General features: G+C 62.5%; 16 protein-coding genes and 1 tRNA gene. 12 read left to right on the top strand and 5 right to left on the bottom strand.

Annotated features, from left to right (window positions below; translation table 11 throughout):
* Positions 1 to 43: 43 nt before the first annotated feature.
* Positions 44 to 949, bottom strand: a complete 906-nt coding sequence (locus CVS48_RS25350) for an ABC transporter permease (RefSeq protein ID WP_242001161.1) — start codon at positions 947 to 949, stop codon at positions 44 to 46.
* Entirely contained in the window at positions 946 to 1,884 is a 939-nt protein-coding gene (locus CVS48_RS25345) for an ABC transporter permease (RefSeq protein ID WP_100856857.1), read from the bottom strand. Before CVS48_RS25345 ends, CVS48_RS25350 begins: the two co-directional genes overlap by 4 nt.
* 411 nt (positions 1,885 to 2,295) lie before the next feature.
* Here CVS48_RS25345 and lhpI point away from each other — a divergent pair, with 411 nt between their 5' ends.
* Positions 2,296 to 3,234, top strand: coding sequence for a bifunctional Delta(1)-pyrroline-2-carboxylate/Delta(1)-piperideine-2-carboxylate reductase (gene lhpI, locus CVS48_RS25340; protein WP_100856856.1), 939 nt, complete (start codon positions 2,296 to 2,298; stop codon positions 3,232 to 3,234).
* A 128-nt stretch (positions 3,235 to 3,362) separates the two neighbouring features.
* Here the strand turns inward: lhpI and CVS48_RS25335 are convergent, their stop codons facing one another.
* Positions 3,363 to 4,655 (bottom strand): phospholipase A, encoded by a 1,293-nt coding sequence (locus CVS48_RS25335; protein WP_100856855.1) that lies wholly within the window; start codon positions 4,653 to 4,655, stop codon positions 3,363 to 3,365.
* 207 nt (positions 4,656 to 4,862) lie between these two features.
* The gene (amaB, locus tag CVS48_RS25330; RefSeq protein ID WP_100856854.1) at positions 4,863 to 6,365 is read right to left on the bottom strand and encodes an L-piperidine-6-carboxylate dehydrogenase; all 1,503 of its coding nucleotides are present in this window, start codon (positions 6,363 to 6,365) and stop codon (positions 4,863 to 4,865) included.
* A gap of 153 nt (positions 6,366 to 6,518) precedes the next feature.
* Here amaB and CVS48_RS25325 point away from each other — a divergent pair, with 153 nt between their 5' ends.
* The 7 genes from CVS48_RS25325 to CVS48_RS25295 all read left to right on the top strand — a co-directional run bounded on the left by CVS48_RS25325 (position 6,519) and on the right by CVS48_RS25295 (position 11,725).
* Positions 6,519 to 7,268, top strand: a complete 750-nt coding sequence (locus CVS48_RS25325; protein WP_100856853.1) for an amino acid ABC transporter ATP-binding protein — start codon at positions 6,519 to 6,521, stop codon at positions 7,266 to 7,268.
* Positions 7,269 to 7,421: 153 nt separating this feature from the next.
* Positions 7,422 to 8,216, top strand: a complete 795-nt coding sequence (locus tag CVS48_RS25320; RefSeq protein WP_100856852.1) for an ABC transporter substrate-binding protein — start codon at positions 7,422 to 7,424, stop codon at positions 8,214 to 8,216.
* 33 nt (positions 8,217 to 8,249) lie between these two features.
* The gene (locus tag CVS48_RS25315) at positions 8,250 to 8,942 is read left to right on the top strand and encodes an amino acid ABC transporter permease (RefSeq protein ID WP_100856851.1); all 693 of its coding nucleotides are present in this window, start codon (positions 8,250 to 8,252) and stop codon (positions 8,940 to 8,942) included.
* 2 nt (positions 8,943 to 8,944) lie between these two features.
* Positions 8,945 to 9,634, top strand: coding sequence for an amino acid ABC transporter permease (locus CVS48_RS25310; RefSeq protein WP_100856850.1), 690 nt, complete (start codon positions 8,945 to 8,947; stop codon positions 9,632 to 9,634).
* 17 nt (positions 9,635 to 9,651) lie between these two features.
* Positions 9,652 to 10,944, top strand: a complete 1,293-nt coding sequence (locus tag CVS48_RS25305; RefSeq protein WP_100856849.1) for an NAD(P)/FAD-dependent oxidoreductase — start codon at positions 9,652 to 9,654, stop codon at positions 10,942 to 10,944.
* A gap of 13 nt (positions 10,945 to 10,957) precedes the next feature.
* The gene (locus CVS48_RS25300; protein ID WP_050450275.1) at positions 10,958 to 11,542 is read left to right on the top strand and encodes a helix-turn-helix domain-containing protein; all 585 of its coding nucleotides are present in this window, start codon (positions 10,958 to 10,960) and stop codon (positions 11,540 to 11,542) included.
* Positions 11,543 to 11,648: 106 nt separating this feature from the next.
* A tRNA-Arg gene (locus CVS48_RS25295) sits at positions 11,649 to 11,725 on the top strand.
* Between the two features lie 1,220 nt (positions 11,726 to 12,945).
* Here CVS48_RS25295 and CVS48_RS29310 read toward each other — a convergent pair.
* Positions 12,946 to 13,761: a hypothetical protein gene (locus CVS48_RS29310; RefSeq protein WP_126376269.1), complete on the bottom strand. Its 816-nt coding sequence runs from the start codon at positions 13,759 to 13,761 to the stop codon at positions 12,946 to 12,948.
* 390 nt (positions 13,762 to 14,151) lie between these two features.
* Between CVS48_RS29310 and CVS48_RS25280 the strand changes: the two genes are divergently transcribed.
* The 4 genes from CVS48_RS25280 (at position 14,152) to CVS48_RS25265 (ending at position 16,842) form a co-directional block, all read left to right on the top strand.
* Entirely contained in the window at positions 14,152 to 14,622 is a 471-nt protein-coding gene (locus CVS48_RS25280) for a hypothetical protein (RefSeq protein ID WP_100856846.1), read from the top strand.
* A gap of 285 nt (positions 14,623 to 14,907) precedes the next feature.
* Positions 14,908 to 15,153 (top strand): hypothetical protein, encoded by a 246-nt coding sequence (locus CVS48_RS25275; RefSeq protein WP_197723136.1) that lies wholly within the window; start codon positions 14,908 to 14,910, stop codon positions 15,151 to 15,153.
* Between the two features lie 179 nt (positions 15,154 to 15,332).
* Positions 15,333 to 15,845 carry a sigma-70 family RNA polymerase sigma factor gene (locus CVS48_RS25270; RefSeq protein WP_242001162.1) on the top strand — a complete coding sequence of 171 codons (513 nt, stop codon included), beginning with the start codon at positions 15,333 to 15,335 and terminating at the stop codon, positions 15,843 to 15,845.
* Positions 15,838 to 16,842 carry a DUF4880 domain-containing protein gene (locus CVS48_RS25265; protein WP_100856843.1) on the top strand — a complete coding sequence of 335 codons (1,005 nt, stop codon included), beginning with the start codon at positions 15,838 to 15,840 and terminating at the stop codon, positions 16,840 to 16,842. The genes CVS48_RS25270 and CVS48_RS25265 overlap by 8 nt, the downstream gene beginning before the upstream one ends.
* Positions 16,843 to 16,860 lie beyond the last annotated feature (18 nt).

Raw genomic sequence — 16,860 nt, 5'->3', positions numbered from 1 at the left:
GTTTCCCCGTTGTGATGTGGTGTGTTGTGTGGTCAGGCGCGATTCAGAAGCGCAGCTTGGGATCCAGCGCGTCGCGCAGGCTGTCGCCCAGCAGATTGAAGGCCAGCACGATGAAGAAGATCGTCATCGTGGGAATGGTGGAAATGTGCGGGAAGATCTGCAGGAACTTGCGGCCGTCGGCGGCCATGCTGCCCAGCTCGGCGAAGGGCGGCTGCGGGCCCAGGCCCAGGAACGACAGCACCGAGCCCAGCAGGATTGTGTGGCCCAATTGCAGCGTCGCGTAGATCATCAGCATGGACGAGCAGTTCGGCAGCAGGTAGCGCGTGATCAGGTAGAAATTGCCAAAGCCCATGGCATGGCCGGCTTCCATGTATTCCTGCTTCATCACCACCATGGCCGAACCCCGTGCGATGCGCGCCATGCCGGGGATGGCGGACACGCCCAGCGCCAGCACCATCGCCAAGGTGCCGGGGCCCAGCAGCGCCGACAGGCTCAGGCCGAACAGGATGGCGGGAAACGACAGCAGCACGTCCACGACGCGCATGATCACGCCTTCCATAGGCCGGTAGTAGGCCGCGAGGATTCCCAGCACGGCGCCGATGCCCGATCCGCCGATCACCGCCAGCACGCTCAGCAGCAGGGTGGCGCGGATGCCGTAGATGATGCGCGACAGGATATCGCGGCCCTGCACGTCGGTGCCCAGCAGATAGGTGATGCCGTCGGACGACACCCAGCCCGGCGTCTTGCGCGCTATCGACATGTTGGTGGAATACGGGTCGTGCGGCGCCAGCCACGGCGCGAACAGCGCGGTCAGCACAATCGCGATCACCGCCAGCAGCGACAACAGCAGAATGGGGTCGCGGCGCAGCCGGTCGGCAATGCGCGCAAGCGGCGTGGCCATGGCCTGGGGCGGCAAGGCGCCCATGGAAGAAGTGGAACCTGCGCTCATGATTTTTGTCCTCGCGGATCCAGATAGCCGTACAGCAGGTCCACGATCAGGTTGATGATGATGAAGCCCAGCGCTGTCACCAGAATCGCGCCCTGGGCCAAGGGGAAGTCGCCGGCAAAGATGGCGCCGACCGCCATGCGGCCCACGCCGGGCCAGGAATAGATTTGCTCGGTTACCACCGCGCCGCCCAGCAGGTTGCCCACTTGCAGGCCCACCAGCGTCACGATAGGCAGCAGCGCATTGCGCAGCGCATGGCGCAGCACCACGCGGCGTTCGCCCGCGCCCTTGGCGCGCGCGGTGCGCACGTAGTCGCCGCTAAGCGTTTCAATCACGGCGGTGCGCGTGATGCGGGCCACCGGCCCGATCAATACCGAACCCAGCGTCAGCGCGGGCAGGGCGATGGATTCCAGCCCGGCCAGGGTCCACAGCGGACCATTGCGGCCGATGTAAGGCAGGATGCCCGCGCCGCCCACGTGCTGCACCAGCAGCAGCCCTACCCAGAACACCGGCAGCGACACACCGATGACGGACAAGGTCATGACAAAGCGGTCGATCAATTTGCCGCGGCGGTAGGCGGCCAGGGTGCCCAGCAAGATCGCCAGCGGAATCGACCAGATCACGCTGGCCAGCATCAGCTCGACCGTGGCGCCGATGGTGCTGCCGATTTCGTCGATCACCGGCACGTTGGAAATCATGGACCGGCCCAGATCCAGGTGCGCCAGGCGCCACATATAACCCGTCAGTTGCACCAGCAGCGGCTTGTCCAGGCCCAGTTCCTGCCGCACCTCGGCCAGTTCCTCGGCGGTGGCGGTGGGGCCGGCGATGACCGCGGCGGGATCCGCGGGCGCTACCTGCAGCAGCACGAAGCACACCACGATCACGCCCAGCAGGACAGGCAGCGAGATATAGAGGCGGTTAAGCAGTTGCCGAATCATGCGCGGGCGGCTCCGGTCGCGGGCTTCGGCCCGCTTGCACGGCAACCCGTCGTGGTTGCGGCTGGAGCGGGGTGAACGGAACTTGGCATAACGACCTCTCTTGGTGCGCCCGTGGGCTTGGGGTGGTCGAAGAATGCCAGTGCGCTCAGGCCGCGTGGACCCAGGGAAATCCACTATGTGGGCATCGCAATGAAAGCTGCTTGCGTCGGTGCAAGCGCTTGATATGACTAGGCTTTATTGAATTTCGTCGCGTGCCGTGCGCCGCACCCGATAACGGGGTGTTATGACGCCTGCGCAAAGATTGATAGCCCTTGATGGCCTGCCCGTCACCCCTGCGGGACGCCCCAAGGCCCGCGCTGCTAGACTGCCTGCGGCTCTTTGATTGATTGACCCTCTTCAGGCACTGATCCCATGCGCTTTATCGACACCGAACAGACTCGCGGCGCTCTGTCATTCGACGCCGTCATTCCCGCCCTGCGCGAGGCCTTTCGCCAAGGCGCGACCGTGCCCACGCGGCACGTCCACGCCATTCAGTCGGGCACGGCCCACGGCACCACGCTGATCATGCCGGCCTGGAGCGACCGGGGTTACTTCGGCGTGAAGATCATCAACATATTTCCCGAGAACACGCACCAGGGCCTGCCCGGCCTGCACGCCACGTACAACCTGTACAGCGCCACAACCGGCGTGCCGATCGCGCAGGTGGATGGCGACATCGTCACCGTCTACCGCACGGCGGGCGCGGCCGCGCTGGGCGCGGATTATCTGGCGCGCAAGGAGGCGAGCACGCTGCTGATCGTGGGCTCGGGCCGCATCGCGGGCCTGGTCGCGCAAGCCATGCGTACCGTGCGTCCTATCCAGCGTGTGATGGTGTGGAATGTGCGCGAGGCCGGCGCCCAGGCATTGGCGGAAAGCCTGCGTGCGCAGGGCTTTGATGCTCAGGCCACGACCGACCTGGAAGGCGCCGCGCGTGCGGCCGACATCATCAGTTGCGCCACCCTGTCCACCGTGCCGCTGATCCAGGGCGCCTGGTTGCGCCCCGGCACGCACCTGGACCTGATCGGCAGCTTCACGCCCGAGATGCGTGAGACGGACCCGGCCTGCTTTGACGGCACGACGGTTTACGTGGATACCGACGAAGCCCCCACCAAATCCGGCGACCTGCTGTCAGCCTTCGACGCCGGCGTACTGACCCGCGACGCCATCCAGGGCAACTTGCACCAGCTCACTACCGGCGCCCGCCCAGGTCGGAAAAATGACCAGGAAATCACGGTCTTCAAGGCCGTCGGCAGCGCCCTGGAAGACCTGACGCTGGCCACCCTCGTCTACGAATCCCTGAACCCGAGCTGAAGCTGGCATCGTAGGATGGGTGAAGCGCGGGAAAAACGACAAAAGAACCCCGCCCCCCAACGCGCGCAACCCATCACCACACCGCACGCAAACACCCATCCCCTTAACCCACGCACCAGCCATCACCCTCAAGGCACCAAAGACAACCCCACCCGGAACTGCGATTCATTGCGCTGGTTATACCCAAGCAACGTCTCCCCATACCCGTTGAAATACTGCAAGTGCAGATACCCGTTCATGTTCAGCCACGTGCGTTGCAGCGGCCAGGCAAAGTCCAGCTGCGTCGTGCGGCGCTTCTGATCGCCTTGGCGGTACATCGCCGACACCACCGCGCCGTTGTCCTGCGCCCAGCGCAATTGCCAATCCACATGCCCGGCGTAATCGGCGTAGTCCCGGTTCTCGTCCGCCACGCCGAAGTAAGCCTTGACCTTGGGCGCGAAGGTCAGCGTGCTGCCGCCGTCGAAGCGGTAGTGGAAGCGCGGTTCGATATAGCCGTCGTTGACCGAGCGCGATTCGTCGCCGTCCTTGCCGTTGGAACTGTGCTCCACGCCGGTGTTCATGCCGAAGCGCCAGTTCTGGTTGGCGGATTGCCAGATGCTGTCCGACAGCCAGAAGGCGCTGGGGTTGAAGGTGGTGTCGATGAAGGGCATGGAATCGCCCTGCAAATCCCACAGCGAGGTCTGGGTGTAGGCCAGGTAGAAGTTCTCGCCCCAGGTTGCCGGGCGGTCGCCCGTCGGGCTGAAGAGGCGGTACTTGGCGCTGATCTGAAAGCGCGCCGTGGTGCGGCCGCGGGTGCCGATGTCGAAGTAGACGGGCTTGTATTCCGATACCGAGCTGCGGAAGCGGTCGAACGCGGTTTGCGGCTGTACCGTAGACGCAACGGTGGCGTCGGGCGCGGGGCCGGCATCGGGCGAAGCGCCCGCCGCGGTGACGGCAGCCACGGGCACGGGCTCGCCGCTGCGTGCATCCACCACCGGGCCTTGAGCTGGCGTGCTGGCCAGCGTGCCGCTTTCGCGGCCGGTGGCGTCCAGCGCCATCAAGGACGGTTCGCCTTCAATGGACACGGCTTGCAGGCCGCGCGCGGTGCTGGGCACGACGGCGGTCCATGCCATGCGGGCAAAGTTGTTCACGGGCACGCTATAGCTGGCGCGGTCGCCGGCCAGCTTGGCCAGGCTGCGCACGATCTGGCCGTCCTGGCTGCGCCATTGCAGCACCAGTTCAGGCGGCGCTTGCCAGTTGGCGCGTGCGCTGCCTTCGTTGAAGTACACGGCTTCGATGGTGACGGTCTCGCCGGGGGCGGCGGACGGGCGGTCCATCCGGTACGACACGCCTGCCGCGGCCGAGCCGGCGGCGCTCAGGGCGACGGCGGCGGTCAGGGTGCGCAGGGCGAAGTAGGGGGGGGCAGGTCGGCGTAGGGGCATGGGGACGGTGTGCTTTTCTTGTGACGAAGAAATGTAGCATCGCCTGCCGCAACTGTTTGTAAGCCAGGCTTATCGGATGTAGGCCGTGTAATAAACAGGTGTTACGCAGGATGTCGTGCGATGACCCAGGCAACAAGGCCCCGCGCGGATTCAACCGCGCGGGGCCTTTGCGTTTCAAGCCTTGCGATTCAAGGCTTTCCAGTCGGCCTACTCGCCGAACTTGATGCCTTGCGCCAACGGCAGGTTGCGCGAGTAGTTGATGGTGTTGGTGGCGCGGCGCATGTAATTGCGCCAGGCGTCGGAACCCGACTCGCGGCCGCCGCCCGTCTCCTTTTCGCCACCGAACGCACCGCCGATTTCCGCACCGGACGTGCCGATGTTGACGTTGGCGATGCCGCAGTCGGAACCGGACGCCGACAGGAAGGTCTCGGCTTCGCGCAGGTCATTGGTGAAGATGGCCGACGACAGGCCTTGCGGCACGCCGTTCTGCAAGGCCAGCGCGTCGGCGAATTCCTGGTAGCGCATCACGTACAGGATGGGGGCGAAGGTTTCGTGGCAGACCACGTCGGTCTGGCCGGGCATTTCGGCGATGGCCGGGCGCACGTACCAGGCGTTGGGGTAGTCATCGGCCAGCACGCGCTCGCCGCCCGTGACCTTGCCGCCTTGCTCGCGCGCGGCGCGCAAGGCGTCTTGCATGGCGTCAAACGACCCTCGGTCGATCAGCGGGCCGACCAGGTTGCCGCTGTCCAGCGGATTGCCGATGGGGGCGCTGGCGTAGGCCTTGTGCAGGCGTTGGACCAGGGCGTCGGCCACGCTTTCGTGCACGATCAGGCGGCGGGTGGTGGTGCAGCGTTGGCCGGCCGTGCCGATGGCGCCGAACACGATGCCGCGCGCGGCCATGTCCAGGTCGGCGGTGGGGCCGACGATGATGGCGTTGTTGCCGCCCAGTTCCAGCAGCACGCGGCCAAAGCGTTGCGCCACGCGCGGGCCCACCTGGCGGCCCATGCGGGTGGAGCCGGTGGCCGACACCAGTGCCACCGTATGCGAATCCACCAGCGCTTCGCCCACGTCACGGCCGCCGATCAGCACTTCGGACAAGCCGGCGGGCGCGTCGCCGAAACGCTGCATGGCTTGCGCGAAGAGCGCTTGGCAGGCCAGGGCGGTCAGCGGGGTTTTTTCAGAGGGCTTCCACACCACGGCGTTGCCGCAGACGATGGCAAGCGCCGCGTTCCACGACCACACTGCCACCGGGAAATTGAACGCGCTGATCACGCCGATGACGCCCAGCGGATGCCAGGTTTCCATCATGCGGTGGCCGGGGCGTTCGGACGCGATGGTCAGGCCGTACAACTGGCGCGACAGGCCGACGGCGAAGTCGCAGATGTCGATCATTTCCTGCACTTCGCCTTCGCCTTCGGCCACGATCTTGCCGGCTTCCAGGCTGACCAGGCGGCCCAGCGCCGTCTTGTTCTCGCGCAGGGTTTCGCCCAGCAGGCGGATCAGTTCGCCCCGGCGCGGGGCCGGCACGTCGCGCCAGGCCAGGCTGGCCTGGCGGGCGCGAGTGATGGCCGAATGGGCCTGGGCCACCGTGTGTTCATGCACCTGCGCCAGTTCAGCGCCATCGATCGGGCTGCGCGCGGTCAGCGTGCCGCCGGTGAGCGCGTCGGGATTCAGGCCGAGCGCGCGCAGGATGTCTTGGGGGGTGTCCATGCCGGTTCCTTGGATTGCCAGCGAAGTCATGGCTTCGCTTAAGGGTTATGCCTAAGTGGCGATTCGGGAAAAAAATTTACTATACGAAACTCCAGCGTGAATTGCGAAACTTTTTTGCTTAACCCGCTTAAGCGCGGTTTTCGAGGTGCATCAGTGGCAGACGCTTTACTGGATGTCCAAGCAGTCACCAAAACGTTCCATCGCGACGGGCAGCCGCCGCATCTGGCGCTGGACGGCGTCGATTGCCAGCTGAACAAGGGTGAAGTCATGGTGGTGGTGGGGCCGTCGGGCTCCGGAAAAAGCACCTTGCTGCGCACGCTGAACGGCCTGGAAACCATTGATAGCGGCACCATCCGCGTGGACGGCGTGTCCTTGACGGACCCCGCCACCGACGTCAACCGCTGGCGCACCAATGTCGGCATGGTGTTCCAGCACTTCAACCTGTTCCAACACCGTACTGCGCTGGACAACGTGGCGCTACCCCAGCGCGTGGTGCGCGGGCGCAGCCGCGCCGACGCCGAACGCTACGCCCGCGACCTGCTGGGCCGCGTGGGCATGGCTGACTTCGGCGAGCGCTATCCCAGCCAGCTGTCGGGCGGCCAGCAGCAGCGCGTGGCCATCGCCCGCGCGCTGGCCATGGACCCGAAGCTGATGCTGTTCGACGAAGCCACGTCCGCGCTCGACCCCGAAACCGTGGGCGGCATCCTGGAACTGATGCGGCAACTGGCGCGCGATGGCATGACGATGGCGGTGGTGACCCACGAAATGGGATTCGCGCGCGACGTCGGCGACCGCGCGCTCTTCATGGACGCCGGACGCATCGTGGAAATCGGTACGCCCGACGAGGTGTTCGTTCATCCCAAGGAGCCGCGCACGCGCGCTTTCCTGGACAAGATTCTGTAGTCAAGGCAGTCCCAAGGCAGTCCCAAGACAGTTCGATAGCAGTCCAAGCAGTCCAAGCACAGGCCGGTCCGGCAACTCCGGGCGCTGCCGGCCATGCGGCAGCACCCTATGCCAAGCCCGGAACGACGTCATCCACCACAAGGGAATATCGACATGCTGAAAATCAAACAATGGCTGGGCCTGGCCAGCATCGCCGTCGCCAGCGCCACCGTGGCGCTGCCCGCGCAAGCCGACGAACTAAGCGACATCATCAAGCGCGGCGAACTGCGCGTGGCCGTGCAGACCTCGGGCCCCTTGATGAGCTTCATGGACAAATCCGGCAAGCGCACCGGCCTGGCCGTGGAAGTGGCCAAGCGCATGGCCGACGACCTGGGCGTGAAGCTGGTCCTGCAAGACTATGAATGGAAGGGCCTGCTTCCCGCGCTGTTGTCCGGCAAGGCCGACATGGTGGCCGCCGACATGACGCCCACCCCGCAGCGCGCGGCCCAAGTGCTGTTCTCGGCGCCCATGTTCTATGCCGAAACGGTTGCCGTGGTGCCGAAAGACTCGCCCTACAAGTCGTACCAGGAATTGAACAAGGACGGCGTCAACGTCGGCGTGCTGGGCGCCAGCACCTACGCCGAAGCGGGCAAGAAGATGCTGCCCAAGGCCACCATGAAAGAGTTCTCCGGCGGCAGCGCCCCGGTCGGCCAGGCCCTGTCCAGCGGCCGCCTGGACGCCGGCATCATGTCCATGTCCACCGCCAACCAATTCCTGGTGGACTTCGGCAACCTGCGCGTGCTGGACGGCGTGATGGTGCGCGAGCCGCTGGCGTTCGCCGTCGGCCCCAACGCCTTCCGCCTGAAGTTCTGGCTGGATAACTGGCAAACGCTGAAGACCGCCGACAACACGCTGCCCGAGCAGGTGCAGTACTGGTACTCCACCGACTGGAAGAAAGACCACCAATAAACCGCGCCACACAACCAGGAGACCGGAGCGCCCATGGATTGGCTGATCGACTACTACAACTGGCGCATCGTCAGCCAGTACGCGGGCGAATTCGCCACGGGCCTGACCAACACGCTGATCGCGGCGGGCGCCAGCCTGGTGCTGTCCGTGTTGCTGGGTGTGCCGCTGGCCTTGCTGCACATGTCGCGCCGTGGCGCCATCTGGCGCCCGGTGGCGGCCTATGTGCAGTTCATCCGGTCCACCCCCTTGCTGGTGCAGATCTACCTGGTTTATTACGCCGTGCCCATGGTGATACCGGGCGCGGGGCGCTGGAGCGAAATGGTGCTGGGCATCATGGCCATGACGCTGCACCACGCCGCCTACATGAGCGAGATCATCCGCGTGGGCATTGAATCCGTGCCGCGCGGCCAGATCGAAGGCGCCAAGGCTTGCGGCATGAACTATCAACAGCGGCTGCGCTACGTGGTGCTGCCGCAGGCCTTCGTCAACACGCTGCCGCCGCTGCTGGGGCAGACCGCTGTGCTGATCAAGGACACCTCGCTGCTGTCGCTGATTACGGTCTTCGAATTGGTCGCGGCCGGCGTGCAGATGAACAGCGACCGCATCGTGCCCAGCGAAAGTTTCCTGACCATCGCCGCGGGATACCTGCTGATCTACGGCGTCATGCTGATGCTGTCGCGAGGCGTCAGCCTCTGGTTGGCCGGCCCGGCCTGGAACGCGAGGTAAGCATGCTGGATTCCTATCTTTCCACCGCCGGCGTCGTGCTGCCCTTCCTGCTGAAGGGCTTCTGGGAGACGCTGAAGATATCGTTCGTGGCCATCATCGCCGGGTCGCTGCTGGGCTTTGTGATAGGTGTGATACGCAGCTACCACATCCGTGGTATCCACCAATTGCTGGGCCTGTACATCCACATCCTGCGCGGCACGCCGTTCCTGGTGCAGCTTTATATCTTCTACTTTGTGTTGCCCAGCACCGGCATCGCACTGCTGCATTGGGATTCCGCCACCGCCGCCTTCGTGTCGCTGTCGGTGTACACGTCTTGCTATGTGGCGGAAATCGTCATGGGCGCCATCCAGTCCGTGCCGCGCGGCCAGACCGAAGGCGCCATGACACTCGGCCTGCGGCCCTTGCAGATCCTGCGGCTGGTCGTCCTGCCGCAAGCCATGCGCCTGATCGTGCAGCCCATGAGCGGCGTCTACGTCATGCTGATCAAAAGCACCGCCATCCTGTCGGTGGTCGGCATTACCGAACTGACGCGCCAGGGCGAGGTGTTCATCATTACCTTTCCGGCGAAATCGCTGTTCATCTACGGCATGATCGCCGCCATCTACTTCATCTACTGCTACCCGTTGCTGCGTCTGGCCAACTGGCTGGAAAAGCGCCTCACGGGCGGCCTGCAAGGCGCAAGCCTGCACTGATACGGACCCGCACCGGCATGGCCTCCGAGTACATCGACACCTATTACAAGCGCACGCTGTCCGACGGCGATACCTACTACCCGCCGTTGGCGGGCGTGGCCAGCACCGACGTCTGCGTGGTGGGCGGCGGCTTGGCCGGCTTGTCGACCGCGCTGGAACTGGCCCGACGCGGGCGCAGCGTCACCTTGCTGGAAGGGCGGCGCATCGCCTGGGGGGCATCGGGGCGCAACGGCGGCTCGGTATCGCCCGCGTTTTCGGCCGGCGCCGATGCCATCAAGCGGCATGTGGACGAAGACCACTACCGCCAGCTTTACCGGCTGTCGATGGAAGGCGTGGAGATCATCCGCGACAACATCCGCACCCTAGCCATCACCGACGCGCACAAGGTCGATGGCCGGCTGCGCGTGGTGCGCTACGAAGCCACCGACGCGCTTAATCAGTGGTGCGACGCCCAGCGCCGCGACTTCGGCCGCGACGTGCGCTTCCTGACGCGCAGCCAGGTGCGTGAACGCCTGGTGTCCGACGTCTATCACCAAGGCGTCGAAGACCCGGCCTCGTTTCACTTTCATCCCTTGAACTACGCCCGCGCGCTGGCCCGCGAATGCGTGCGCCTGGGCGTGCGCATCCATGAAGATTCCCCCGTCACCGGCGTCACGCTGGTCGGCGCCATCAAGCACCTGAAGACGGCGCAGGGCCAGATCGACGCGCGCACCGTGGTGCTGGCTACCGGCGGCTATACCGGCGACGTGGTGCCCGCGCTGCGCCGGGCCATGTTGCCCATCGCCACCTACATCATGCTGACCGAACCGCTGGGCGACCGGGTGCTTGAAGCCATTCGCAGCACCGCCGCCATCGGCGACGACCGCCGCGCCGGCAACTATTACCGCGTGCTGGATGGCGGCCGCATTGGCTGGGGCAGTAGAATCACCACCCGTGTCGACGACCCACCCGATCTGGCCGAGTCCCTGCGCCGCGAATTGCTGTCCGTTTACCCGCAATTGCAGGGGCTGCGCGTGGAAACCGCCTGGTCGGGTCGCATGGCCTACGCCCGGCACTTGATGCCGCAGATCGGCCAGTTGGCGCCAGACGTCTGGTATTGCACCGCGTTCGGCGGGCACGGCATGAACACCACGTCTATCGGCGGGCGCGTCGTGGCCGAAGGGATCTCCGGCGACACGCAGCGCTACAAGCTGTTCGAACCCTTTGGGCTGGCGTGGAACGGCGGCGGGCTGGGCACCGCGGCGGTTCAACTGACTTATTGGTCTTACCAGGCGCGCGACTGGTGGCGGGAGCGCTTATCGCGGGCATGACAAGGTACACAGGATGCACGGCAACAAACAAAGCGCATTGGCGCAACGGCTGCGGGCCCTGCGCCAAGCGCGCAATTGGACCCTGAAGCAGGCGGCGGCAGCCACCGGCGTCGCCGCGTCCACGCTCTCGAAAATCGAAAACAGCCTCCTGTCGCCCACCTACGACAACCTGATCAAGATCGCCGCGGGCCTGGACCTGGACGTAGCCGAACTCTTCACCGCGTCCGACGCCCACATGGGCACCGGCCGTCGCAGCCTCAGCCGCGAAGGCGAAGGCCGCCAATACGAAACCCCGTACTACGACCACCGCCTGCTGTGCACCGCGCTGTCGCACAAGCGCATGATGCCGTTTCACACCCGCGTCAAGGCGCGCTCGTTCGACGAATTCCAAGACTGGAGCCGCCACCGCGGCGAAGAATTCGTCTACGTGCTGGAAGGGGAGGTCATGCTGTACACCGAGTTCTACGAACCGGCGCGTTTGAAGGCGGGCGAAAGCTTCTATATAGACAGCCGCATGGGCCACCGGGTGATCAGCCTGAGCGAGGCGGATGCGATGGTGCTGTGGGTGTCCACGCACGCGGATATCGAGGACGAGTAGGGGGCGTTGGGGGCTTAGAGGCCGCTGCGGTGAGCCGCGTCCCAAGTTTTTCCGCAACAAGGTAAAATGCGGCGCCCGGACATCTTCCGGGTCATCAAAAGACTGCGCGGCAGTAGCTCAGCTGGATAGAGCACGGGCCTTCTAAGCCCGGGGTCGGGGGTTCGAGCCCCTCCTGCCGCGCCATAGGAATTCGTTAAATCAACGGCTTGGTATCAAACAATTTTTCTAAGCCGCCGTTGTAAACGCGCATTCAATTTTTCAATTGGGGCGGGCGTGGATTTTGTTAATAGTTATTATTAATAATAATCAGCCTGTAGTGCCGCATCGTCTGCATTTTTTTTTGCCACCAACCTTCACTTCGTGGTCAAGAAATTTTACCCATTCATGATCTTCTCGTCCTGTTTCAATGGACCCGCAGTCACGGCATTTGCTAATTAATCTGCAATTGTCGTCCTTTCCATTGTTTTCGTATTCGTGAACTATTTTTTCCTCAGTGCTTCCGCAATGTTTGCACTCTCGGACGGAATTGCAATTTGAATAGTTAATTTTTTTCCACTCGGTGTAAGAGTGTTTGTTTGTTGTCACGTAAGTATGGCAATCGGGGCATGTCTTTCCCATTGAGCATTCTGGGCCGCCGACAGTTTTTTGCCAATCTCCTGCATGCCATCCGGTCGCACACTTGGCAGAAAGCGCAACGCTTTTTACTACGTCCCAAAAACCCATTTTTCTCTCTACTCAGAAGTGAAGTTCGATCCCGCATTCATATACGGGAAATAAGAAATATTAAAGTCAAGCCACCATCTTCATGTGCTATCGAGCTTCGATAACATGGCCACAGCCACTGACTCTTAAGGACTATGGGGGGCAGAGCTATAGAGATTTTCCTCGACCGGCTTTATGCCTCAGCGCACTTAGCGGTTTTTTAATCCAAAGAAATTTTGCCAATAGCGTTCTAGCTGATTTATGTCCTCATCTGGAGATACATTGCAAATGAACGATAGTCGTATCGTCTCGCCAGCTTTAACAGCTTGCGCCATCCGTCTATGTATTGGCCTGAACTTTGTCGGTTTGCTCTTTCGATATGGCTGGCCGGTTAACAAATTAATAACATTGCGTTTGTACTGAGTGCGAGGTCGGTGCGCTCCCCCGGAGGCTTTGCCGACGTATCTACAGACAATATTTTCATGGGAATCAAGAATTTCCCATAGATATATAAGCGCTCGGGTAGGGTCGATATTTCCAGGTGATTCCGTGAAATTCATTGGCTTTTGTGGATATTCAGTCGGATGGCTGGCGGGCAATATTCATGCAAAGTATTAATCGGAGTAGGAAGTGCACGCTACGGTCTCTAAATTGTGCCCCGTTATGCCTGAAGCCTCGTGCCCGGCGGATCATCACCACGGTCACGCTCCCGTCCAGCCTCCGCCGGTATGTCCTTTAGAAGATTGGACAGCGAAAACGACTGAGTCCAGTACGGCAAGGTTTGGAATGTCATTTCGATGGATTTGCGCGATCATCAGCGCCTTACGAATCACATCTTCGATTTCAAGGTAAGCGTTACGGCGACCGAGATCGGCTGGGTCGAAATGCATCCTGTGGCCGATGTACCCTTTCCAGCGGGAATCAAGAGGGATGACATTATGGGCGAGGCCAGTATTTACGAGGATGTTGCGAATCTGCTTGTGGCTGATTCCATATAGTTCGTCGGCGTCAAGGCTCCTGCTAAACGTCGCCGAAGTGGCAATTTCGCGATCGTTCGTGAGGCCGCGTGCTAAATCGAGGAAGACAGATAGTGCGCCCCCAGATCTCCCATTGACTAGCAGATCGTCAAGTCCTCTTGTGGTTACGAAAGCGCGTCGAGCTGCTAGGACCAGATCCCTTTTCTTCCCCGTCATGCGGTTCAAACCTGCTGCGGCAAGTTCAGCGGCAATCCAATCCGGATTCTCGCCATTGGCAATAACGGACGGCAGATGCATAAGTGGCGATTCCCCCTCGGCGAACCGACCAAGAGGGGTATCGGGGTCACTCTTTTCCAGGCTTGAGAATCCGCAATTGATGTACTGCCGCCACAGCTCAGAGAAAGTCTTTACGGGGTCGGCAAGTCGTCTAAGACGTGCATGCGCGTTAGGTACAACGGTAACGGGCGGCAAATTTACAAATAGCTCCGCAATTTCTTCTGCGGCAGTATCTGGAATGATCATCGCAATTCTCTTTTTCACTCTACTTCCTGACCTTGATGCGGGTCCTGCATTTAGAATTTGGTCGCAGCGCTCCACCACGACGTCATGTCCGAGGCAAAGTGCATTTTGGCGAAGGTTATGTACTTCAGGCTTAGACAAGCTTCGAATACGTTCGATCGGCCAATTGTCAGACTGAGCAGTCAAGTGCCCTCCCTTTGTCACAGAAATATGTCAAAAGCTACTGATGTTTTCCATATGATATCAAATACTTCTTCGTGGGGCGAGATGCATGTGCCAACTAATACGCATAGGCGTGGACGTCCAAGGCAAACATGGCTGAAGTCAGCAGAGAGTTAATCGAGCAATTGGTCAGGCGACCCGGTGAGAGCTTGGTCGTGGAGATGAAACCTGGATCAAATTTCGAGTCGCATGACTGACGACGTCCCACTTTCCGCCGGCTGGAGATTTTCATCCTCTGAAAGTAGCTTTCCCGTGTATCGGGCTTTGGTGCCCCGGATAGCGATAGTTCCAGATCAGGCTCTTCGAGTGTCCATCCTCAAAATCTATTCCTTTGCCAACGCGCTCTTGCTGAAGCTCAGTCTGCACAACACCTTGATAAATGAGCAGGATGAACTTCTGTTTAGGATGGCCTGCGCCTCTACGCGCAAAGCGGAAGCCTCGCCCCTCGACTTGGATGACATACTAGTCGTGGAGGATGTGTTAACGATTGGTCTCTCACCGTATGAGGCCCTACGTCGTCAGCTAGAAAAGGTGAGGGCGCAACTCAACGATGTCTCCCAGCAAATTAAAGAGGCCGTCCCCTATCTGGAAGAGGAAGTGCCGAAAATCACGGATCGGATTGCTGGCGTGGTGAGTTCTTTGGCTGCGGCGCGTGCGTAAGTGCACAGAGATTGGCCGGATCCAGTTTGCGGACCCTCTCTGGCGCTGCGACTCTCGGCAGCCGCTGCCGGAACGAAACTGCCGTATTGCTACTTGCCGATGGTGCTGCCGAAGTTTAGAACGTCGATCAGTTCTTCAATGAAACGGACGATCATGGCGGCCATGTGGTGGCTCCGTTGGGTTGGGGGGAAGGGGGGCAGGACAGCGCCTGCCGATACCCCGCGTAAGGATGAATGAGAGAATGCCGGCTTCGGACGCCATTGCGAGACGCTTGTGAGGCTGCATGTGATCTACACCCGGAGCGACCTGGTGCTCTTGTCGAGGCGAGAGTACGAGTCGTGGCAAAAAATTCAAGACGAGGTTGCTGATTACATGTCCTCCCTGGGGCCTTGGCCCGCCGAAGAGGTCATTGAATTTCTGCGCGAAGAGTATCCAGATCTTTGGCCCGATGCTGCCAAGCAGGTGAACTCGTTCTTATCGAGTGACGATCAGATGGTTGCTCTTCAATTCATCGCCGCACGCGGGGCATGAGCTGGGGCTGTCAGGCGTTGTCGTCCTGCAAGACGCGGGATGCAATCGTAAGCACCCCAAGCAAGCTGACCCCAAGCAATGCCTGTTTCCGGCATAGCTGGATTTCCGCTGCCGGACGGCGGTACGCGCTGTGTCTATAATGCGAATCGTTATTGTTCCATTTTTATGCGGGCGCAGCCGTGTCTTCCTCATCCGATGTTATGAAAGGCCAGGCGGTCGAGGACCTTTATCGCGTCCATCACCGCTGGCTGGTGACACTACTGCGGCGCAAGACGGGTAACGTCGACCAGGCGGCTGACTTGGCGCACGACACCTTCGAACGGGTCTTGCGTGACGACATCCGCGCCATCATCGCGGCGCCGCGCGCCTGCCTGACCAACATCGCACGCACGCTGACCATCGGCCATTTCCGCCGGGCGGCCGTCGAGGCGGCCTATTGCGAGGTGCTGGCGCGCCAGCCCGTCGACGTGGCCCCTTCGCCGGAAGAGCAGGCGCTGGTGGTCGAGGCGGTGACGGCGGTGTGCGCCGTGTTGGATGGCTTGTCGGTGCATGTGCACCGGGTGTTCATGCTGGCGCAGGTGCAAGGCCTGTCGCAGTCCGACATCGCCCGCGAACTCGGCATTTCCACCAACGCCGTACAGAAAGCCTTGTCCAAGGCCTTGCAGCATTGCTATCTGGCGATCTATGGCTGACGCCGCGATGCTGAGCAAGCGTGCACCGGACGGCCCGCCGGTCGATCGCAAGCGCCTGGCGCAGGCGGCCGACTGGATGGCCCGGCTGCAAGGCGAGCCCAGCGACGCGACGGTGGCCGCCTGTCTGCGCTGGCGTCAGGCGCATCCCGACAACGAAACCATCTGGCAGCGGATGTGCGCCATGCGCGGCGATCTTGCAGCGCGCTGTGCCGTGGCGCCGCCGGCGGTCGCGGTCGAATTGATCGAGCGGGCCGCGATGCGCCGCGCGCGCCGCGACGCGCTCAAGTGGATGGTGACGGGCGGTGCCGTGGCCGGGCTGGCATGGGCCGCCGAACCGTGGGAGCGCGTGCCCGTCCTGCTGGCGGATCAGCGCACGGGCACGGGCGAGCTGCGCAGCCTGACGTTGGATGACGGCACGCGCATCGTCATGGGGCCGGGCACCGCGCTGGACCTGCGCCTGCACCAGCGGCCTCGCTCCCTGGTGCTGCGTTCGGGTGAAATCTTGATCACCAGTGGCAGTTCCAACGACTTGGGCCCGCTGTCGGTGATGACGCGCGACGGCGTGCTGACGCCGGTGGGTACGCGCTATTCCGTGCGCGACAACGGGGATGACCGAGGCTATGAGATCGCCGTTTTTGTAGGGGCGGTGGATATCGTCGCGCGCGCCGATGGGCGGGTGACACGGGTGCTGGCAGGCCAGCATACGGCGCTGCAAGCGTCGGGCGCCGGTCCGGTGCTGCCGCTGGCGCCGGGCGCGGACGCCTGGACGCATGGCATGTTGTTGGCCGACCGGATGCCGTTGGGCGACTTCGTGGCGCAACTGGCCCGCTACCGGACGGGCGTGCTGCGTTGTGATCCCGCCATCGCGCGGCTGGAAGTGGTGGGCACGTATCCGTTGACGGACACCGACAGCATCCTGACGATGCTGCCCCGGGTGTTGCCCGTGCGCGTGCATTACCGCACGCGATATTGGGTGACCCTGAGCGCCGCCCACTGATCGCGCGGTGAAGTTGTT

Source organism: Achromobacter spanius (assembly GCF_002812705.1).
GTDB classification, from domain to species: Bacteria; Pseudomonadota; Gammaproteobacteria; order Burkholderiales; family Burkholderiaceae_B; genus Achromobacter; species Achromobacter spanius.
The sequence above is the reverse complement of the archived record's forward strand: the minus strand, read 5'-3'. Positions and strand labels throughout refer to the sequence as shown.